At 70.8% G+C, this 19,544-nt stretch carries 17 protein-coding genes; 9 read left to right on the top strand and 8 right to left on the bottom strand.

All coding sequences use genetic code 11. The annotated features are described in order from the left end of the window. Positions 1–11 precede the first annotated feature (11 nt). Positions 12–422 carry a Rid family hydrolase gene (locus Sco07f_RS33120; RefSeq protein WP_108990026.1) on the top strand — a complete coding sequence of 137 codons (411 nt, stop codon included), beginning with the start codon at positions 12–14 and terminating at the stop codon, positions 420–422. Between the two features lie 182 nt (positions 423–604). Next, positions 605–1,561 (top strand): nitrilase-related carbon-nitrogen hydrolase, encoded by a 957-nt coding sequence (locus tag Sco07f_RS33125; RefSeq protein WP_007388517.1) that lies wholly within the window; start codon positions 605–607, stop codon positions 1,559–1,561. Positions 1,562–1,632: 71 nt separating this feature from the next. Here Sco07f_RS33125 and Sco07f_RS33130 read toward each other — a convergent pair whose 3' ends face one another. Then, positions 1,633–2,850 carry an MFS transporter gene (locus tag Sco07f_RS33130; RefSeq protein ID WP_108990027.1) on the bottom strand — a complete coding sequence of 406 codons (1,218 nt, stop codon included), beginning with the start codon at positions 2,848–2,850 and terminating at the stop codon, positions 1,633–1,635. A 54-nt stretch (positions 2,851–2,904) separates the two neighbouring features. Here Sco07f_RS33130 and Sco07f_RS33135 point away from each other — a divergent pair, with 54 nt between their 5' ends. Next, a complete protein-coding gene (locus Sco07f_RS33135) occupies positions 2,905–3,648 on the top strand; it encodes an AraC family transcriptional regulator (RefSeq protein WP_087792591.1) in 744 nt (247 codons plus the stop codon). Positions 3,649–3,711: 63 nt separating this feature from the next. On the opposite strand, the gene Sco07f_RS33140 is transcribed toward Sco07f_RS33135, so the two are convergent. The 3 genes from Sco07f_RS33140 to Sco07f_RS33150 form a co-directional block, all read right to left on the bottom strand. Further along, positions 3,712–5,220 (bottom strand): FG-GAP repeat protein, encoded by a 1,509-nt coding sequence (locus Sco07f_RS33140; RefSeq protein WP_108990028.1) that lies wholly within the window; start codon positions 5,218–5,220, stop codon positions 3,712–3,714. 355 nt (positions 5,221–5,575) lie between these two features. After that, on the bottom strand, positions 5,576–6,847 hold the full coding sequence (locus Sco07f_RS33145) for an alpha-L-fucosidase (RefSeq protein WP_108990029.1): 1,272 nt from the start codon (positions 6,845–6,847) through the stop codon (positions 5,576–5,578). Positions 6,848–7,024: 177 nt separating this feature from the next. After that, positions 7,025–7,762, bottom strand: coding sequence for an HAD family hydrolase (locus Sco07f_RS33150; protein ID WP_108990030.1), 738 nt, complete (start codon positions 7,760–7,762; stop codon positions 7,025–7,027). Between the two features lie 503 nt (positions 7,763–8,265). Here Sco07f_RS33150 and Sco07f_RS33155 point away from each other — a divergent pair. Then, positions 8,266–8,892 carry a ScbR family autoregulator-binding transcription factor gene (locus Sco07f_RS33155; protein WP_174855454.1) on the top strand — a complete coding sequence of 209 codons (627 nt, stop codon included), beginning with the start codon at positions 8,266–8,268 and terminating at the stop codon, positions 8,890–8,892. 9 nt (positions 8,893–8,901) lie between these two features. Here Sco07f_RS33155 and Sco07f_RS33160 read toward each other — a convergent pair whose 3' ends face one another. Beyond that, entirely contained in the window at positions 8,902–9,750 is an 849-nt protein-coding gene (locus tag Sco07f_RS33160) for a helix-turn-helix transcriptional regulator (RefSeq protein WP_108990032.1), read from the bottom strand. Between the two features lie 136 nt (positions 9,751–9,886). Here Sco07f_RS33160 and Sco07f_RS33165 point away from each other — a divergent pair, with 136 nt between their 5' ends. After that, positions 9,887–10,741: an NAD-dependent epimerase/dehydratase family protein gene (locus Sco07f_RS33165; RefSeq protein ID WP_108990033.1), complete on the top strand. Its 855-nt coding sequence runs from the start codon at positions 9,887–9,889 to the stop codon at positions 10,739–10,741. A gap of 128 nt (positions 10,742–10,869) precedes the next feature. Here the strand turns inward: Sco07f_RS33165 and Sco07f_RS33170 are convergent, their stop codons facing one another. After that, entirely contained in the window at positions 10,870–11,772 is a 903-nt protein-coding gene (locus tag Sco07f_RS33170; RefSeq protein WP_108990034.1) for an aldo/keto reductase family oxidoreductase, read from the bottom strand. Between the two features lie 92 nt (positions 11,773–11,864). On the opposite strand from Sco07f_RS33170, the gene Sco07f_RS33175 reads away from it, so the two are divergent. The 3 genes from Sco07f_RS33175 to Sco07f_RS33185 all read left to right on the top strand — a co-directional run bounded on the left by Sco07f_RS33175 (position 11,865) and on the right by Sco07f_RS33185 (position 15,924). Then, positions 11,865–12,728, top strand: coding sequence for a LysR family transcriptional regulator (locus Sco07f_RS33175; RefSeq protein ID WP_108990035.1), 864 nt, complete (start codon positions 11,865–11,867; stop codon positions 12,726–12,728). Between the two features lie 460 nt (positions 12,729–13,188). Further along, entirely contained in the window at positions 13,189–14,499 is a 1,311-nt protein-coding gene (locus Sco07f_RS33180) for a phytase (protein WP_108990036.1), read from the top strand. Positions 14,500–14,691: 192 nt separating this feature from the next. Continuing rightward, entirely contained in the window at positions 14,692–15,924 is a 1,233-nt protein-coding gene (locus Sco07f_RS33185; protein WP_167468297.1) for a phospholipase D-like domain-containing protein, read from the top strand. 360 nt (positions 15,925–16,284) lie between these two features. Here Sco07f_RS33185 and Sco07f_RS33190 read toward each other — a convergent pair whose 3' ends face one another. Continuing rightward, positions 16,285–17,808, bottom strand: coding sequence for a glycoside hydrolase family 43 protein (locus Sco07f_RS33190; RefSeq protein WP_167468299.1), 1,524 nt, complete (start codon positions 17,806–17,808; stop codon positions 16,285–16,287). Between the two features lie 409 nt (positions 17,809–18,217). Next, positions 18,218–18,514 (bottom strand): hypothetical protein, encoded by a 297-nt coding sequence (locus Sco07f_RS33200; RefSeq protein WP_159107008.1) that lies wholly within the window; start codon positions 18,512–18,514, stop codon positions 18,218–18,220. A 328-nt stretch (positions 18,515–18,842) separates the two neighbouring features. Here Sco07f_RS33200 and Sco07f_RS33205 point away from each other — a divergent pair, with 328 nt between their 5' ends. Continuing rightward, entirely contained in the window at positions 18,843–19,220 is a 378-nt protein-coding gene (locus Sco07f_RS33205) for a hypothetical protein (RefSeq protein ID WP_007388525.1), read from the top strand. The last annotated feature ends 324 nt before the right edge of the window (positions 19,221–19,544 follow it).

Raw genomic sequence — 19,544 nt, forward strand, 5'->3', positions numbered from 1 at the left:
AGAGAACAGCCATGGCAGTTCAGCGTTTCACCCCGGACGGCATGCTGCAGCCGACCCCGTACCACCACGTCGCCGTGGGTACGGGAACGAAGCACGTCCACGTCAGTGGTCAGATCGCACGACGAGCCGACGGAACTCCGGTCGCACCCGGTGATCTGGCCGGCCAGGTCGCCCAGGCGCTGCGCAACACGTCCATCGGTCTGACGGGTGCGGGTGCGTCGTTCGAGGACGTACTGCGCCTGACGTTCTACGTGACCCGCTGGAGCCCGGAGAAGATCGGCGAATTCATGGCAGGGGTCGAGTCCGTCGCCGACGAGATCGGGCTCCCCCTTCCCCTGCCTCCGGCCTCCCTCATCGGCGTCGACTACCTCTTCGAGCCGGACGTCCTCGTCGAGGTCGAAGCGACCGCGCTCCTCGGCTGAAACAGTCGTGGCGGCGCGCAACGGCGACGAGGAGACCGGAAGCCTCGCGTCCCACGAGGCCCTCGTGGCAGTCGGCGTACCGGCGCTGGACGGCATCGGGACGGTCGGTCGGGCACGGCGCCCACGTCCGCTACCGTCGACGGACGGCGCACACGACGACCATCTGCTCCCCAGGAGGAACGGTGTTCCGCACGGCCGGGGCCGAGCCCGCCCCCACGTCTTCCAGCACGCTCGTCGCCGCCGTGGTCCAGGCCGGTGCGCACCTTTTCGACACCCCCGCAGGACTCGCCGCGGCGGAGCAGTGGATCCGGGACGCGGCCGGCCGGGGCGCCCAGCTGATCGTGCTGCCCGAGGCGTACCTCGGCGGCTACCCCAAAGGCCTGGACTTCGGCGTGACCGTCGGCAGCCGCACCCCTGAAGGCCGCGAACTCTTCCGCCGCTACTTCGAGTCGGCCGTCGAGGTGTCCGGTCCCGAGGTGCGGCACCTGGCGGGCGTCACCCGGGAACTCGGCGTGCACGCCGTGGTCGGCGCCGTCGAGCGAGCGGGCGCGACCCTGTACTGCGTGGCCCTCTACTTCGGCCCGCAGGGATACCTCGGCAAGCACCGCAAACTGATGCCGACCGCGGCGGAGCGGATCATCTGGGGGAGCGGCGACGGCTCGACCATGCCCGTGCTGCGCGCCGGGCGGGCGGCCTTCACGGCGGCGATCTGCTGGGAGAACTACATGCCCCTGTTCCGCACCGCGTTGTACGGCAAGGGCGTGGACGTCTGGTGCGCGCCCACGGTCGACGACCGCGAGAGCTGGCAGGCGACCATGAGGCACATCGCGCTGGAAGGCCGCTGCTTCGTACTGAGCGCCAACCAGTACCTGCTGCGCTCCGCGCTGCCCGCCGACGTCCACCCGGTCCAGGGCGACGACCCGGACACCGTGCTCATCGGCGGCGGATCCACCATCGTCTCCCCGCTCGGGGAGGTTCTGGCGGGCCCGTTGCGGGACGCCGAGGGCATCCTCACCGTCGAACTCGACCTCGGTGAACTCGCACGCTCACGCTTCGACTTCGACCCCGTCGGCCATTACGCCCGCCCGGACGTCTTCACCCTGGGCGTCGACGAGACGGCACGCGGCGCACACCCCTGACCGGGCGCACCGCCGACGGCGCCACCCGCCCGTCCGGAGGGGCGTCCGCGTGCTCCCTGGGTGGTGCGGGACTACGCGTCTTGTCGTGCGGTTGCGGTTGCGGATGCGGATGCGGACGCGGATGCGGATGAGGGCATCGCGGTCCGGGTGCCGGGGGCGACGGGTTCGGGCAGGGTGCGCAAGAGGAGCCAGCTCAGGGCGGGCATGGCGATCAGGGGGGTGAGGGCGGTCCGGAGGGTCGTCGTGTCGGCGAGGTGTCCCAGCAGGGGGCTGATGAGGCCACCGATGCTGACGGTGAGGCCGAGGGTGATGCCGCTGGCGGTGCCGATGCGAGAGGGGAGATAGTCCTGGCCGAGGGTGACCTGGAGGGAGAAGGGGACGTACAGGCCGGCGGAGGTGAGCGCGATGAAGAGGAACATGACCGCGCCGGGCGCGTAGATCACACCGGTGACGGCGGCGGCGGAGAGCAGGTAGGACCAGCGGGAGACGCGGACGCGGTCGTAGCGGCCTGCCAGGGATCCGCCCAGGACCGAGCCGACGGCGCCGCCCAGGAAGAGCACGAACAGGGCGGCGGTGCCCGCGGTGGTGCTGCCCTGCATGCGTTGCTGGGCGTAGAGGGAGATGAAGGTGCTCAGGCCGGTGAAGACGATGGAGCGGAAGACGACCGCCAGCGACAGCTTCACGAACGAGGCCACGTCGTCCGCGCTGCGGGGCGCCTGCGTCCCGGCCGTGCCGGACTGGGGACGGGCGAGCATCCGGAGTACGGGTACGCACAGGGCGGCGCCGGCGAGCGCGGGCAGTACGAGGACGGGTGTCCAGCGCAGGGAGCCGTGTCCGATCGCGGCCGACACCACGAGCGGGGCGAGTGCGAAGCCGATGTTGCCGCCGAGGGAGAACCAGCTCATCGCGCTGTGGCTGCCTCCGCTGGCCAGCCGGGCCACGCGGGCGGATTCCGGGTGGTAGGCGGCCACCCCGATGCCGGAGACGGCGACGAAGAACAGGGTGAGTCCGTAGGAGCCGCTGAGGCCGCTGAGCGCGATGCCCACGCCGCCCAGCAGGGTGCTGACCGGCAGCAGCCAGGGCATCGCCCACCGGTCGGTGAGCGCGCCGAACACAGGCTGGGCCACCGAGGACAGCAAGGACGCGGCCAGCACGATGCCGGAGGCTACCGCGTAGGTGTAGTCGCGTTCGGCCACGAAGAACGGGATCAGCGCCGCGACGGCGCCTTGGTAGATGTCGACGCAGGCGTGGCCCACGGCCAGCAGCAGGATCGATGTTTTCCTTCGCACCCTCCCATGCTGGGAGAAGCGCCTGGTGTCGCGCTTTCGGTAGATTGACAAGCAATGCAGAAAATCCGCCACACGCCTGTCGCGCCGACCCGGACCCAGCGTCTGGCGTCCGGCGGCGAGATCGACGCGCACCGCCACGACGACCACCAGATCGCCTACGCCAGCAAGGGCACCATCGCGGTGACCACCGGCGCCGGCTCCTGGGTCGCTCCCGCCACCCGCGCGATCTGGATTCCGGCCGGCACCGTCCACCAGCACCAGGCCCACGGCGAACTCGACCTCCATCTCGTCGGCCTGCCCGCCACGGAGAACCCCCTAGGCCTCGGTGAACCGGCCGTCCTTGCCGTCAGTCCCCTGCTGCGCGAACTCATCGTCGCCTACACCCGCGATCCCGAGGACGACAGCCCACCCCACCTGCGTCTGCGCGCCGTCATGCTCGACCGGCTCAAGCTCTCCCCCGAGCAGCCGCTGCACCTGCCGGCCCCCACCGACCCTCTGCTCCGGGAACTGCACGACATCCTGCGCGCCGATCCGTCCGACAACCGTTCCCTCGACGACCTCGGACGGCAGATCGGCGCCGGCGCCCGCACCCTCTCCCGCCGCCTCCGTGACGATCTCGGCCTCACCTACCCCCAGTGGCGCACCCAGATCAGGCTCCACCACTCCCTGATCCTCCTGGCCGACGACACCCCTGTCACCGCTGTCGCTCACCGCTGCGGCTGGTCGTCCCCCAGCACCTTCATCGACGTCTTCCGCCGCACCTTCGGCCACACCCCCGGCGCGCGCCCCACCGCCTGACCGAGGGGAGGGACACGGCGAGGCCGCCGTCCCGCAGGACGGCGGCCTCCGGCCCGGCGCCTGTCACTCGTCGACGGCCGCGCCGAACCGTGCGTCGGTCGCCGGCGCTCCGAGGCGTGTGCCGTCGTAGGTCCAGGTGCCGGGGCCGACCAGGCCCGACGGCGACGCGGGCACCACCCAGATGAAGCCGTCATCGGTGTTCTCACCCGGTGCCGCCGCCAGGAGTCCGAAGAGACCGTCCTTGTTGGCGTCGATCAGCCGGACCTGACCGCCCCAGCGGTCGGACCTCTCCGCCGTTCCGGGGATGGCGGCGAGCTGCTGGTCGAAGCTCCTCACTCCGGTGCCGCTGAAGCCGGTCCGGTCGCCGCGCAGCACCCACACGGCGCCCGCGTCGGGCACGCTGCCGATGTCCTCGCCGGGTGCCCCGACGGCGAGGTCGGGGTGGCCGTCGCCGTCGGTGTCCCCGGCCGACAGTTCGGCGCCCCACTGGTCGCCGGCCTCCGAGGTCCCGGGCACACCGGGGGAGTCCTGGGTCCAGTACTGCGCCGGCTCGGGCTCGAGCCCGGAGAGGTCGCCCCGGCCGAGGTACAGCGTGATGCCGCCTCCCGTCGGTGCGCCGGCCCCGGTGTCGCCGATGACGAGGTCGTCCTGTCCCGTGCCGTCCCAGTCGCCGGAGACCACGGCCGGACCACCCGGGAAGGTGCCCCCGTCGCCGAGAGCGCCGGCGTCGGGTGCGCCGTGCAGGACACGCACCGTGCCGACGCCCGGCTGCTCGCCGCCGGTGACGCCGGAGACGGCCAGGTCGGCCCAGGAGTCCTCGTTGTAGTTGCCGTGGGAGAGGTTGCGGAATTCGAAACCGGCGTCCGACGGCGCGAGGTCGCCCGCCCGCACACGCTGCTCCGCCAGGGCCGGCTGCCGTGCCGTCGAACCGGGCGGGAGGGTGAAGAACAGCAGGGTGTCGTTCTCCAGGACGGCGAGGGAATCACGCGGGTCGGCGTCCGGGTCCGCCGGATCGGGGGCGAAGTACCGAGCGGCCTCGACGGCCCGTCCGAAGCGGGCACCGGCCCGCGGGGCGTCGTTCTCCAGCCAGGTGCTGTCGGATCCGTGCAGTCCGGTGGGTGACCCCCAGAACACGACGGCGCCGCCCGTGTCGGGCAGACCGACGAGGTCCTCACCCGGGATTCCGACGACGGCGTCGTCGTACCCGTCGTTGTCCAGGTCACCGGAGGCGACGGCCCCGCCGAATCGGTCGCCGGCCTCGGCGCCGCCGGGTACCCCGGAGACGTTCTGGTGGAGCACGCTCTTCCGCGCCGTGCTCAGACCACCCGAGGAGCTGTACTGGACGGTGACGTAGCCGGCGCCGGAGGCGCCGCCCACCGTGGCGCCGGGGGCACCGGTCAGCACGTCGTCGTAACCGTTGCCGTCGTAGTCGCAGTTGCGCTGCTGCCACCCGATGGACGGGAAGGGCACAGGGGCCGGGGCCGGGGCGGCCGAGGGGGCCGCGACGACCGCGCCGCCGCCGAGGGTGAGGAGCACGGCGGCCGTGACGGCCGCTCGTCCGAGGTGACGCACAGGAAGACCTCCCTGGTCTCCGGGACCGCCCGCGGCTCCATGCCGGCCGCGGCGGGTGCGGGCGAAGGTGTGCCGCTACCCCGCGCGCCGGGGCGGGGACCGGGGCGTTGCCGTACGGCACCGGTTCCTCGTCGTCGCTTCCAGCACGTGAAGGGCGTACGACCGTGTGCGTCTCCCGCAGTCGGGCGGTGCGGTGAGGGCACGGACCTTGCTGCGTTCACCGAGTAGACATCCGCGCTTCGGCGAAGGTTGTACGCGCGTCGGCTCGGACTCCGGGATGCGAGCGGTGGGCGCGGTGCGAGGAGCCGCGGGATCGACGGCGCGCCCTGTGCTCGGGCGTGGCCGCGCGCTGCGCTCAGTCGCGGCCCTGACCGGTGTACAACTCCAGTTCTCCGTCGAGTTCGAGGGCGAGGACGGTGCCGTGCGCAGCGAGGTCCTCCGTCGCGGGCGCGTCGATCCACAGGTCCCCCGGGACGTCGTGCAGACCTCCGGTGCGCCGGTGGGCGAGTTCCGTCCCGGTCCCGAGGACGCTGATCCGGCGTACCGCGTTGCGCAGGCCCCGGACGCAGACCGTTTCACTCGGAGGGTCGAAGCAGACCAGGTACAGCGTTCGGCGGTCGGCGGACAGCGTGCTCGGTCCGTAGTGGTGCCCCGGCGGCAGACCCGCGACGCTGCCGTGCACGGCAGGGGAGTGGCGTCGTATCCACTCGCCCAGTCCTTCGAGCCGTTCCGCCTGTTCCGCCACGACGGTGCCGTCGGCGCGCGGGCCCACACCGAGCAGGAGGTTACCGCCCATGCCGATGGTCTGCGCGAAGTAGCGCACGAGTTGGCCCACGGTCTTGTGGTTCACGTCGTGCGGCCGGAACCCCCAGGAGTCGTTGACGGTGAGGCACAACTCCCAGGGCGCCTGCGGCGCCGAGACCGGCAGCCCCTGTTCCGGCGTGGCGTAGTCACCGTGGCCGAGCAGCCGGGAGTTGCACACCGCGTCCGGCGCCAGGTCGCGGATGGTCCGCGCCAGTTCCGGCATCCGCCACTGGTCCGCGGAGCGTTCCCACTCACCGTCGAACCAGAGCAGATCCGGCCCGAACCGGGTGAGCAACTCGCCCACCTGACCGTCCCGGTAGTCGAGGTAGCGGTCCCAGGCGCGCGTGTCCTCGGCGCCCGGCGCGGGAGAGACGTAGGTGCTGTCGACCAGCTCGGGGTGCGGCGGCCGCGGATGCCGTACCGATGCGTAGTCCGGGTGGTTCCAGTCGGAGAGCGAGTAGTACAGACCGGCTCTCAGGCCCTCGTCACGCATCGCCGCCACGTACTCGGCGACCAGGTCACGGCCGGCCGGGGTGCGACGGACCACGCTCAGGTCGCTCAACCGCGTGTCCCACAGGGCCACTCCGTCGTGGTGCCGTGCCGTCAGGACGGCGTAACCGGCCCCGGCGCGGGCGAAGAGCCGGGCCCAGGCGGCGGCGTCGAAGCGGGACGCGGTGAAGCCGTCGAGTTGGCGCATGTACCGTTCGTGCGGCATGACGTGGTCGAACAGTGCCCAGGACTCGGGCACGCCCTCGACCGAGTAGATGCCGTAGTGCACGAAAATGCCGAGCTTGGCTTCGGTGAACCAGGGTTGCATGGTCATGGTGGACCGTCCTCGCCTCTCTCGTGACGGACACGTGCCGACGGGCCCGGGCCTCGGACACGACGGCCTCCGCGGCTCCCTCGTCACACGAGCCGCAGCACTTTCGCGCTGACACCGTAGCCCTCCCGACCTCATCCCTCGCCCCTGCCCTCGACGGTTGCGTCCCGTCACACGCGGTCACCCGCTGCGTACCCAGGCCCGCGCCTCATCGCAGTCCAGCCCCGGAACCCATTCGTCGGCCCGGCCGCGGTCGCCGCCGTGGGGCAGCGGTCCCACGCCCAGCACTCGCAGGCCCGCGCGTGCCGCCGACTCGACTCCCGTGAGGGAGTCCTCGACGGCGAGAGTCGCCCGTGGCGGAACCCCGCACAGGCGGGCCGCCGTGCTGTACACGTCGGGCCACGGTTTGGGCCGTACAGCCGGCTCCGCCCCGTCCTCCCCCTCCGCCGCCGGGCTCGGCCCGCGGGAGTGCTCCGGCTGCACCGTGGGCACGACGACGTGCCGGAAGTAGCGTCGCAGTCCGGCGCGGAGGAGGCTCTCGTCCACGACCTCCAGCGGGCAGTTGCTGGCGACGGCCAAGGGAAGCCGGCGCGAGCACAGCCGTACGAACTCGGGAGCGCCCGGCATGGTCAGCGGGTCTTCCGTGACGAGCGAGAGGAAGTGCCGGAGCAGGGCGGCGGAGAGGTCGGCGGCCAGGTCGGGCTTGTTCGTCTCCTGTGCCATCAGGCGGCCGCAGTCGAGGTAGTGCACTCCCTTGGCCCGCTCGGCGAATCCCGGCGGAGTCGGCAGTCCGAACTCGCGGAAGGCCCGTGTGCGGGCGTCCTGCCAATGCCGTTCGGTGTCCATCAGGGTTCCGTCGCAGTCAAAGACGATGGCCTCGGGTGACCAGTCGGCCAGGGTGCGTGAGATCGGCGCCACGGTGTCTCCTCGGGTGGGCGGTCCCGCGCGTGGCAGGACCGCGATTCGTGGTGATGCCGCATGGCACGGCGAACGGTCAGGACCGTCGGCGTTCCCGCCCGGGATCCGGCCAGGGGGTGCGCATTTACGGGCATCAACCGCAAAAGGAAAACATTGCGACGGCTACGTTATTTCTCACCCGAAACGAGACGCAATCACCATTTCGAGTGCTCGCCCGCAAGGCGTTCGTGGTGTATGCGCTGCGCAGACGCGGGAATCGCTCGAATAGCTGACTGGTAGTCATGGGCGGGACAACCCGGGTGACTTGCTGCATCCCGGACGCACCGGACATCGACTGCCGGGACGCGGTGACGGTGCGGCGCGTTGGCCAGGAATCGCGCCCGGTGAGGTCGGGGTCCACCCGCACGCGTGCATATTCGAAAGGAATGTGGAACAACCGCGCACGGTTGACGCTCGATTGCTCCAGGCGTACGCGGGCGCACTACATTTCCGTCATTCATTCCATGACGAGCGGAAAGCACGGAACCTTGCAGGAACGGGCCAGAGCAACCCGCAGATCACTTCTCGAGGCGGCCGCCTGCCTCTTCGCCCAGCACGGATACGCGGGGACCAGCGTCAATGACATAAGCGCCCGGTCCGGACGCACCAGCGGGTCCGTCTACTTCCACTACACCAGCAAGGAGGGCATCGCGCTGGCCGTCGTCCAGGGCGGCTTCGCCACCTGGCCCGGCCTCGCGGCCTGCTACGTCGACCACACCGTGCCGCCGCTGAAACGCCTCGTCGTACTGAGCCACGAGGTCGCCCGCGCCCTCTCCGAAGATCCCCTGACCCGAGCCGGCGCCCGTCTGTGGGCGGAGCGCGACACGATCAACCTGCATCTCCCCGACCCGTTCGTTCTCTGGACGACCGCGGTGACACGTCTGCTGGCCCAGGCCCGGATCACGGGGCACCTGGCCGCCCACGTACGGCCGGCCGCCACGGCACGGACCCTGGTGCGTGCCTTCTTCGGCTTCTGCACCCTCACCGAGGCCCTGGAAGGTCCCCACGCCGTCAGCGTTCGCGTCGCCGACTGGTGGGACCTGACGCTGCCTGCCCTCCTGCCGGACTCACGCCCGGCCGACGGCGCCTGAGCCACACGGTTACGTGTCCGTAGGCGCCAGGTTCTGCAGGCCCACCACACGCAGCAACCGCAAGCGCTCGTACGACTCCGTGCCCGGGCGGGCCGTGTGGATGACGAGCTGCTGATTGTGGTCGGAGTTGACCAGGACCTCGCAGTCGAGTTCGAGGGTGCCGATCGCAGGGTGCCGGAAGCGTTTCGTGGAAGCGCGACGTACAGCGACGTCGTGTTCGTCCCAGAGATGAGCGAATTCCGTGCTCGCGGCGCGTAGCTCGGCGGCGAGGGCGGCGGGCTCGGGGTCCGCGGGGCGGGACGCGGCCACCGCTCGCAGGCAGGCCACCTGCTCGCGGGCGCGCTGCGGGCGGTCCTCGGGCGGGAACAGCTCCTGGGCCGTCGGATCCAGAAAGAAGCGGCGGATCATGTTGCGCCCTCGAGGCGGGCGGGAGAGGAGGTCTCCGCTCAGCGCCCGCGACAACGCGTTCTGGGCCAGGACCTCACCGCAGTCGGTCGCCACCATCGCCGGGGTGTCGTGCAGCCGGTCCAGTACCAGGAGCAAGCCCGGGCGCACATGCGTGCTGGTCGCCTCACTGCGCGGCGGTTCCTCACCGGTGAGGTGGAAGAGGTGGTCGCGTTCGACCTCCGTCAGGCGCAGGGCGCGGGCCAGCGCGGTGAGCATCTGGCGGGACGGGCGCGGACCCCGTGACTGTTCCAGCCGCGTGTAGTAGTCCACGGACATGCCGGCCAGCTGGGCGACCTCCTCGCGGCGCAGCCCTGGTGTGCGACGGCGTGCTCCGGCCGTGAGCCCCACGTCGGAGGGGTTGAGGCGGGCGCGGGCACGGCGCAGGAAGTCGGCGATTTCGGCGCGATTCACCTTTCCAGGGTGCGGCAGGCCGGCCGGCTTATCCAGGGACTCGCGATCCCCTGATGAAGAAGTCTCTCCCCCCTCGCCCCGCACCGGCCCAGGCTGGTCCTCAACGACAGGTGAGACGGAGCGTGAGGAGCACGTCATGCTGACTTTGGTGACCGGTACGACGGGACAGATCGGACGTCGTTTCGTGCCGCGGCTGCTGGCCCAGCGCCGGCCGGACGAGCAGGTGCGAGTCCTGGTGCGGGATGCGGCCCGCGGCGAGCGGTTCACGGAGCTGGGCGCCCAGGTCGCCGTGGGAGACATGCGCGACGATGAGACACTCCGTAAGGCGCTCGTCGGCGTGGACGCCGTAGTGAACGTTGCCGCCTCCTTCCGCGGGGTGCCGGACGAGGAGGCCTGGGCCGTCAACCGGGACGCGGCGGTGGCCCTGGGCCGCGCCGCGCAGGTCTCGGGCGTGGAGCGGTTCGTGCAGGTCAGCACGAACAATGTGTACGGCCTCGGACGTGGCCGCCCGCTGACCGAGGACGACGCGAGCCGGCCGGGCGGCGCGTTGTGGGGCGCCTATCCCGAGTCCAAGGCCGAGGCCGAGCGCGAACTGCTCGCGCTCAGGGGTCTGGACGTACGCATCGGGCGGCTTCCCTTCGTCTACGGCGAGGGCGACCCGCACCTCGCCAACGTGATGCCCTGGGCGTCCGGTTGGGCGCCGCACCAGCGCCTGCAGATGGCCCACCACGCGGACGTCGCCCAGGGCCTGATGCGTCTGCTGTACGCACCGGGCATCGCCGGCCGGATCTACAACATCGCCGATGACGCTCCTGTCACGACGGTGGAGCTGTATCAGCTCAACGGTGCCGAGGTGCCCGGCGAGCTGTACGAGCTCACGGACCCCGACCCCTGGTTCGGCATCATGTCCAGCCAGCGGATCCGCCGGGAACTCGGCTACCGGCCGATCTATCCGAGCGTCTGGACGGCCCGGGACGCCGGAGCCCTGTGACCGTACTCGGCCCGTCCGGAGGACGCACCCGGGACCGTGCGGCGCGGCCGGCGGGGGAGGCATGAGGCCCGTGGTGCGTCCTTCGACCGGTTCCGCACCGTCGCCGCACGGTTCGGCAAGCCGGGTGACTATTCCGCGGGCGCGCCCCCGCGGCCGATCTTGTCCAACTCGGCGAGATCCTCGCCGGAGAGCGAGAGCCCCGCGCCGGTGACGTTCTCGCGCAGGTGCGCCACCGACGATGTGCCGGGAATGAGCAGGATGTTCGGCGACCGCCGCAGCAGCCAGGCCAGGGCCACTGACATCGGCGTCGCGGCCAGCCGCGTGGCCACGGCGGAGAGCGCCGTGGACTGCAGCGGGGTGAAGCCGCCGAGCGGGAAGAAGGGCACGTAGGCGATGCCCTTGCCGGCGAGTTCGTCGATCAGCTCGTCGTCCTGACGGTAGGCGAGGTTGTACATGTTCTGCACGCACACGATCGGCGCGATCGCCTGCGCCTCGGCGACCTGCTCCGCGGTCGCGTTGCTCACTCCGAGGTGCCGGATCAGGCCCTGCCGCTGGAGCTCGACGAGGGTTTCGAAGGGCTCGGCGAGCGAGCCGGGCCGGGGCCCCCGGGCGTCGCCGAGCCGGAGGTTGACCACGTCGAGCGATTCGAGGCCGAGATCCTCGAGGTCCTCGCGGACGGCACGGCGCAGGTCCTCGGGCCGCCGGGCAGGGGGCCAGCCGCCCTGCTGATCGCGGACCGCACCGACCTTGGTCACGATGTGCAACGACGCGGCGTAGGGGTGCAGCGCTTCACGGATCAGCCGGTTGGTGACGCGCGGCCCGTAGGCACCGGAGGTGTCGATGTGGGTGATCCCGAGGGCGGCGGCCTCGCGCAGGACGGCGAGCGCGCCGTCGTGGTCGGCGGGCGGGCCCATGACCCCGGGGCCGGCGAGCTGCATGGCGCCGTACCCGAAGCGGGTGACGGTCAGATCGCCCAGGTCCCAGGTGCCGCCGGCGAGTGACGCGGATGGTGTGTTCAGGGTTTCGCTCATGCCGTCGATGCTCGCCCGCGGACGACCTGCCCAGCCAATACCGATGCGGTGCTCTGTCATACCCGGTGGGTATCACCGGGGTACGCTGTGGCATGGACACCTTGGAGACCCGTGAGCTGAGGTACTTCGTGGCCGTCGCGGAGGAACTCCACTTCGGTCGTGCCGCCGAGCGCCTCGGCATGGCCCAGCCACCGCTGTCCCGGGCGATCCAGCAGCTGGAGCGGCGCCTCGGCGTACGTCTGCTGATGCGCAACCGCCGCGGAGTCGCCCTGACCGGCGCCGGAGAAATGCTGCTGCACGAGGGCCGCGCAGCACTCGACGCGACCACCGCCGCCGCTCGCCGCACCCGTCGCGCCGGTGGCGCCGACCGTCCGGACGGCTCCCGCAACCGCCTGGTACTGGCCGTGAAAGCAGGTGCGTCCCACGAACTGCTGCACAAGCTCCTCGACGCCTACGCTGCCGAGCCCGGAGCCGCCGAGGTCGAGGTGCTGCCGAGCGGCACGTGCGAGCAGGAAGGGATGCTGCGCGACGGCCGAGCCGACGTGGCGCTCATGCACGCGCCGTTCAACTCCCTCGCCGGGTTCGACAGCGAGGAACTGATGACCGAGGGGCAGATCGCCGTCCTGCCCGCCGGGCACCCGCTCGCCGCGCAGAAGACCTTGTCCCTGTCCGACGTCAGTGACATCCCCGACCTTCCCCTCGCCCGGTGGTCCCGCCACGGCACGTACCCACCGGGCCCGGGCCCCGAGATCCACGACCAGACGCAGCTGGCCCAGCTGATCGCCCTCGGACGCACCGTGGCCGTCTTCCCCGACTCGGCCCGCGCCTGGCTGTGGGCCGAGCACGCCGCGGTTCCCCTGACCGATGCACCTCCCGTCGTCACCCACATCGCCTGGCCCGCGCACAGCCGCTCCCTCGCCCTCGCCGGGCTGATCCGCACGGCCACCCGGTTGTGACCGCCGCAGGTACCGAGGACCGGTTCACCCCGCATCCGGAACGGCTCGTCGCTCGACCCGCGGTCACCTCCCCGGCGTTCGTGAAGTGCCGGCCACCACGACAGCCCCCGCGTCAAGTCGGCCGGCCGCGGCCGCGGCCCCGCCCCCGGTCGGCGGAGGCAACCCCTCGGCGCGCCGAGGCCGCCGGGACGAGCACGGTGAGTTCGTGCTCGTGAAGCCGCGCGAGGCCGCCGCCGCGAGCACCTCGTCCGTCTGCGGTGTCGCTCCCGGGCCAAGTGGCGGGCAAGGCGGGCTCATTCACCGCTCGGCCATGCAACCGTCGCGGGCGGGTCGCCGGGGCGACGCGTGGTCTCCGCCCGAGTTCTCGATCATGTGACGTCGTCCCAGTGGCGGGTGCGGTCGCGGTCCCGGCGTCGGATGCGCGTCGGCCTCGCCCGCTCCCTGACGAAGGAGAGAGTCCGTGCACGCGTTCACAAGACGCCGTTCCCGTGTCGTCGCGGCAGTGGCGACCCTGATGTTCACCGCCGCCGTCGCGGCCGTACCCTCGGCGCAGGCCTCTGCGCCCGCCGTGCCACCCGGGGTCGTTCCCCGGGCGGAGACCGCCGCGCTGTTCGACGACGACCAGGGCGGGAACGCGAACGCCGACGACCCGGCGATCTGGCGCAACTCCGCCGACCCGGACGCCAGTCTCGTCATCGCCACGGCCAAGGAGGGTGGCCTGCGGGTCTACGACCTCGACGCCCGGCAGGTGCAGTCGGTCCCCGCACCCGCGGCGCCGGGAGCGGACGACGCTCCCGGCCGCTTCAACAACGTCGACCTGGTGCACCGGACGTCCTCGGTCTCCGGCGCCACGGACCTGGCGGTCGTCAGCGACCGCGGCAGCGACAAGCTGCGCATCTACCGCGTGGAGGGTGACCGGCCGGACGCCCCGCTCACCGATGTGACGGACGCCTCGGCCCCGTGGATCTTCTCCGGCTCCCAGGAGGAGGTCAACGAGGAGAGCACCGCCTACGGCCTGGCGACGTACACCGACTCTGCGACCGGCAGGTCCTACGCGCTCGTCAGCCAGAACGCGACCACCCGCATCGCGCTGCTGGAGCTGATCACGACGCGCGACGGCAAGGTGTCCTACCGGAAGGTCCGCACCCTGGACCTGCCCGCCGCCTTCACGATGCCCGACGGCACGAAGTGGTCCCCCTGCGGCGACCCCGGCGAAGGCCCGCAGGTCGAGGGCATGGTCGTCGACCCGGAGACGGGCATACTCTTCGCCGGGCAGGAAGACGTGGGCATCTGGCGGCTGCGGGCCGACCTCAAGGGCGCCCCCGTCCTGCAGGACAAGGTCCGCGAGTACGGCGTGCCGGCCACGTACGACGAGGCGTCCGACGAGTGCGTGGCGGGCGACGACCCCGGCTTCGGGGGTGTCAGGGTGTCGGCGGACGTCGAGGGCCTGACCCTGCTGAAGCAGGACGACGGGGACGGCTACCTGCTCACCTCCAGCCAGGGCGACGACACCTTCGTCGCCTACGACCGTGAAAGGTCCGACGACTACGAGTACGAGGGCGGCTTCCGGGTGAGTGCCGCGTCCGAGTCGCTGGACGGTTCCGAGGAGTGCGACGGCGCGGACGTGCTCGCCGAACCGCTCGGCAGCAGGTACCCGAACGGCCTGCTCGTCGTCCAGGACGGGCACATGGCTCCTGAGGACGGCGACCGTGAAGCCACGGGCTTCAAGTTCGTCGACCTCGCCGACGTCCTGGAGGCGCTCGACGACTGACGAGTGTGCCGGCGCCGGCACAGGGCGTAGACCGACGCGTCCGCAGGCACTCGGACGAGGTGCGCCGATGCCGGTTGCCGACCGCTCCAGTGTCCTCTGTCCTCTGCGAGTGACGGACGTCGATACCCTGCTGGTCGTCTGTTCACGGGCGGGCGAGGTGCTCGCCCGCCCTCAGTTGTCGGAAGGCGCCGTATGAGCATCCTGGAGAACGCCGAACCCGCCGAGGACTCCGGCGATGCGCGGGAGGCCGATGCGGGGGAGGCCGATGCGCGGGCCCGTAAACAGCGGCTGCGCCGGCGGCTGGAGCGCCTGATCGGCATTGCGGCCACCGAAGGCAACGAGCTCATACCCCTGCGTAACGGTGATGCGATCTTCCCGGCCATGCTCGACGCGGTGCGCGCCGCCGAGCGCACCATCGACATGATGACCTTCGTGTACTGGCGAGGTCAGATCGCCCGGGACTTCGCCGCCGCACTCGCCGACCGGGCCCGGGCGGGGGTGCGGGTACGGCTGCTGCTCGACGGGTTCGGCGCCAAGGAGATCGAGCAGGAGCTGCTCGATGCCATGGAGGACGCCGGCGTCCAGGTGGCCTGGTTCCGCAAACCGCTGAGGCTGTCGCCGTTCAAGCAGAACCACCGTTGCCACCGCAAGGCCCTCGTCATCGACGAGCACACCGCTTTCACCGGCGGCGTAGGCATCGCCGAGGAGTGGTGCGGTGACGCCCGCAACCCCGGTGAGTGGCGCGACACCCATGTGCAGGTCCGGGGCCCGGCCGTGGACGGGATCGCCGCAGCCTTCGCACAGAACTGGGCCGAATGCCACGACGAACTCTTCGACGACCGTGACCGCTTCACCGGACACGACCAGGTCGGGACCTCGACCGTGCAGGTCGTGCGAGGTTCGGCCAGCTTCGGCTGGCAGGACATGCAGACCCTCATCCGCGTCATGCTCACCTCCGCCGAGGTGCGCTTCCGGCTGGCCACGGCCTACTTCGCCCCGGACCGCTACTTCATCGACCTGCTGTGCGCGACCGCCCGCCGCGGGGTCACCGTGGAGATACTGCTGCCCGGCCCCCACACCGACCAGCGTGCCTGCCAGCTCGCGGGCCAGCACCACTACGCCCGTCTGCTCGAGGCGGGTGTGGCCATCCGCCAGTACCAGCCCACCATGATGCACGCGAAGATCATGACCGTGGACGGGGTGGCGTCGCTGATCGGCTCGACCAACTTCAACCGCCGTTCCATGGACCACGACGAAGAGATCATGCTCGCCGTGCTGGACGAAACGTTCACCGCCGTGCTCGACCGGGACTACGACGCGGACCTGGAACGCAGTGTCACCATCGATCCGGGCCGCTGGAGACGGCGGGCGGCCGTTCAACGGCTTCGGGAGGCCGCGGTCGTCCCCGTCAGACGGTTCCTGTAGGTCGCGGAGCGAGACCGGGGTTCAGGACGGCGCGCCCAGCGACCGGCCGGAGATGCCGCAGTCCCGTCCGCACCCGCTGCCGCCGGGTGAGCCGGTGACTGACACCCGCCGTCAGGATCGCCCCTCCGGCCATCTCCCCGGCGCTCCTGATCGTCTGCCGGGACGGTGGAGCCTTGCCGTCGACACGGTTGGCGTCGCTGAACAGGCGACGGAAGTCGGTGCCGTACGAAGCGCCGGACGGTGCGAGGCGTCGACGTAGTCCTCGTGAGGAACAGTTCCTCGGGCTCGGCCGGCTGCGCGCTTCCCGGCCTGCGTGGTACCCAGGACACGTCGGGACGGATTGACGGCCGCTCACGGGCGTCACGCGGACGATGCCGGGGCGTACTCGTACCAGTCGAAGGCGACCGTGCCCTCGGTGGCGTACATGCCGATCACACGGCCGGTGAAGCCACAGGCGACCTCGGTGGACAGATAGCGCCCGTCCAGTTCGGCGAGCTGCCGGGTGTCCGGAGCGTCGGGATCGCCGAACCCGAAGGCGATGGTGTCGGGCCCCGTGGTCCCGCCGTCGGTGAGTTCGGGGGACGCGGGGACGAGGTCTGAGGTCCGGATCGTGACGGTGAGATACAGCGGCCCGGCCGGGACCGGTCGGCGGGCCACGGTCTGGCGCAGCGGCCCGATCCGGGCGACGACACGGACCTCCCCGCCCCCGGCCTCCACCTCGTAGTGGTGGGCCTCGTCGAGACGTACGCAGAGACCGCCGCGTCCCGTACCCGGGTCGATCAGGGCGGTGACGCGGCAGTCGTGATGCTGCTGGCGCCGCCCGACAAAGGTGTACCCGGGGCGGTCGAGCGCGGGGCCGGTGGCGCTGAGGAGCAGCCAGCCCGGCCGCTCGGCGAGCGACCAGGAGCCTTCCCGGCGGGCGAACGGCGAGATCCAGTGCGGTGCGAGGGAGGACCCGTCGAAGTCGTCCCGGGCGGGCGGGGCCGGAAGGGGGTGCCAGGCACCGCCCGGGGCCGCATGGCTCACGGGAACGGGCGCGACGACGGGCCATCCGTCCCGGTCCCACTCCACGGGTGTCAGGAACGTCTCGCGACCGAGCACGTGCACGTCGGGCGTGAAGCCGCGGGGGCGGACACCGAGCAGTACCATCCACCAGCTGCCGTCGGGAGCCTCCACCAGGTCGGCGTGGCCCGTGTTCTGGATGGGGCGCGCGGTACCGCTGTGGGACAGCACGGGGTTGGCGGGCGCGCCTTCCCAGGGGCCGCGCGGCGAGCGGCTGCGGGCCACGGACACGCTGTGCCCGCGTTCCGTGCCGCCTTCCGCGACCAGCAGGTACCACCAGTCGCCGATGCGGTAGAGGTGCGGCGCCTCGGGGTACTTGAGGCCGCTGCCCGACCACGTGGCGAAGGGCTCCTCCAGCACCTCGCCCTTGACCGGGTCGATCCTGGCCATGTTGACGCCCCCTTCGGGGCCGGAGAAGGCACACCAGCAGGTGCCGTCCTCCTCCCACGCCAGGTCGGGATCGATTCCGGTCAGGTCGATCCACACGGGGTCGCTCCAGGGCCCTTCCGGCCGCTCGGCCGAGACGACGAAGTTGCCGCCACCGTCGATGTTGGTGTTGATGACCCAGTAGCGGCCGTCGTGGTGACGGATGGTCGGGGCGTAAAGGCCTCCGGACGCCTTGGCGCCGGGGAGAGGCAGCGGCAGTTGCCCGGGACGGTCGAGGACGTTGCCGATCTGCTCCCAGTGCACGAGGTCCTTGCTGTGGAAGAGCGGCAGCCCGGGAAAGTACTCGAAGCTGGAACACACCAGGTAGTAGTCGTCACCGACCCGGCACACGCTCGGATCAGGATGAAACCCACTGATCACCGGATTGTCGTACATATGCACGGAAGTGTCTTCCCTTCGAGCCGCCCGGGTGCCGAGAGTCTAACCAGGCCGTGTATCGAAAGTGGATCTTGAGCGATGAATGATCGCGGTTCATGGCGCGGGGAGACCTCACGGACGAACAGTGGGCGATGTTGGGGCAGTTGTTCAGTTGTTGCCACAGGGGATGAATGCGGGACGGCCGGGGCCGGACGGGCGGTGTGCCGCGCCCATCGGCATGCGGCCGGGGCCAGGAATCAGAGCGACCTGCACCCGGCCGACTACCGTGAGCATCACGCTGTCGAATGCGGCATCAATCGCCCCAAGAGGCACCGGGCCGTGGCCACGAGGTACGACAAGCCGGCTGTGCGCTACGAGGCGACCGTACTGGTGGCTGCGATCAACGAGTGGCTGTGACCTGACGGCGTCAGGTCAGGCTGCGGCGTGCCAGGGCGAGAAACTCCGCCTTGAACGGCTCCAGGCGCTCAACCAGGTTCCCCCCGTCACGCTCCTGCCAGACCGCTTGATTCAGGGCGTGGGCGTAGGCGGTCGTCGGTGAGTGAAGGTCAGGGGCACACAGCAACTCGATGCTCTTCTCGGCTATTCGAAGACCGTCCATCGCCGGTCTGGCCGTCGCATACCAGTCATCGCCGACCTCCCATCGAGGCGGCCTCGCATGCGCCACGCCCTCAGCCTCCAGTGCACACCGGATGAACTCCAGCACGGTCCTGATCTGCTCGGCACGTCGCTCCTCCACCCGTGCCGCAGCCCGCCTTTGTCCGTCAGCCCGGTCGGCTGCCCGCTGCGTCGTGCGCTGGGTCAGATACGTCAGCACACCACCTACAGCCACACCGGCTATCGAAATCACTGGGGTCCACAGGTCTCCTGCCACAGCCGATTACTACCAGTACTTGCCCATCGACCGCTGCCGATCTTGGGAGACAAGCTTGTATGCCCACTGCCCCAAGCCGCTCCAAGACCCGGGACGGTTGACCGTGACCGGAGGGGGCCTCGTAGGACGATGCGCGCGAAACGGCTGGTATTACTGGGGCATGCATGAAGAGATTGCACGCTCCGCGATCGACACGTTCATCTCCGCGTTCAACGCCTCGGACGACAACTATGTGACCGTCCTGCTCTCCCAGGCGCTCACCTCGGACGTGGTCTTCTGGGGACCGTTGGGTCGCAGCGAAGGAATCGCGGAGGTCGAGCGATTCGTGCTGGACATCCGGCGCCACCCGGCGGGGACCGGCACCATGGTGCGCTGCTCGGCGGTGGACATGCCCGACGAATGGGCTCGGTACCAGTGGGTCTTCACCACACCTGACGGAGGCCCCCGCCTCGCGGGAACGGACGTCGTCCATCTGCGACGGAGCCTCATCGACCAGGTCATCGTCTTCGCTGGGGAGATCGAGCCGTCCACCTCCTGAGCCGTCCTTCTGTCGCTGTCCTTCTCTTGGACGTGCCGGGCGGCGTTCGGGGGCTGTGCTGTCAGCGGTTGGTCAGGCCGCGGTGTTGAGGGGCGTCCGCGTTGTACGTGAGGGGCCCACGCTGCATGAGAGGGCGACAGTGCTGCTGCGCTCCGTTGCCCGTTGATCTCCGCTGCCGAGCCGACTCTCAGGTCATCGAAAGTTTCGCACGGCGTGCACGCGATTGCGCGCTATCCCTCTCGTCTCTCCTCTCCTCTCTCGCGACGTTTCGGAAACGAGGTGGTGTGAGCTGGGAGTTAGTGTTCGCGAGGGCTTCTATCCGTG

Source organism: Streptomyces coelicoflavus, assembly GCF_003112555.1.
Taxonomy (GTDB): Bacteria; Actinomycetota; Actinomycetes; order Streptomycetales; family Streptomycetaceae; genus Streptomyces; species Streptomyces coelicoflavus.

What these genes read in the sequence shown, in the direction of transcription:
- Sco07f_RS33145 (WP_108990029.1), bottom strand. Translation starts at nt 6,847, where the DNA reads ATGACCATGCAACCCTGGTTCACCGAAGCCAAGCTCGGCATTTTCGTG.
- Sco07f_RS33175 (WP_108990035.1), top strand. Translation starts at nt 11,865, where the DNA reads ATGGACACCTTGGAGACCCGTGAGCTGAGGTACTTCGTGGCCGTCGCG.
- Sco07f_RS33165 (WP_108990033.1), top strand. Translation starts at nt 9,887, where the DNA reads ATGCTGACTTTGGTGACCGGTACGACGGGACAGATCGGACGTCGTTTC.
- Sco07f_RS33155 (WP_174855454.1), top strand. Translation starts at nt 8,266, where the DNA reads ATGACGAGCGGAAAGCACGGAACCTTGCAGGAACGGGCCAGAGCAACC.
- Sco07f_RS33135 (WP_087792591.1), top strand. Translation starts at nt 2,905, where the DNA reads ATGCAGAAAATCCGCCACACGCCTGTCGCGCCGACCCGGACCCAGCGT.
- Sco07f_RS33170 (WP_108990034.1), bottom strand. Translation starts at nt 11,772, where the DNA reads ATGAGCGAAACCCTGAACACACCATCCGCGTCACTCGCCGGCGGCACC.
- Sco07f_RS33205 (WP_007388525.1), top strand. Translation starts at nt 18,843, where the DNA reads ATGCATGAAGAGATTGCACGCTCCGCGATCGACACGTTCATCTCCGCG.
- Sco07f_RS33120 (WP_108990026.1), top strand. Translation starts at nt 12, where the DNA reads ATGGCAGTTCAGCGTTTCACCCCGGACGGCATGCTGCAGCCGACCCCG.
- Sco07f_RS33185 (WP_167468297.1), top strand. Translation starts at nt 14,692, where the DNA reads ATGAGCATCCTGGAGAACGCCGAACCCGCCGAGGACTCCGGCGATGCG.
- Sco07f_RS33190 (WP_167468299.1), bottom strand. Translation starts at nt 17,808, where the DNA reads ATGTACGACAATCCGGTGATCAGTGGGTTTCATCCTGATCCGAGCGTG.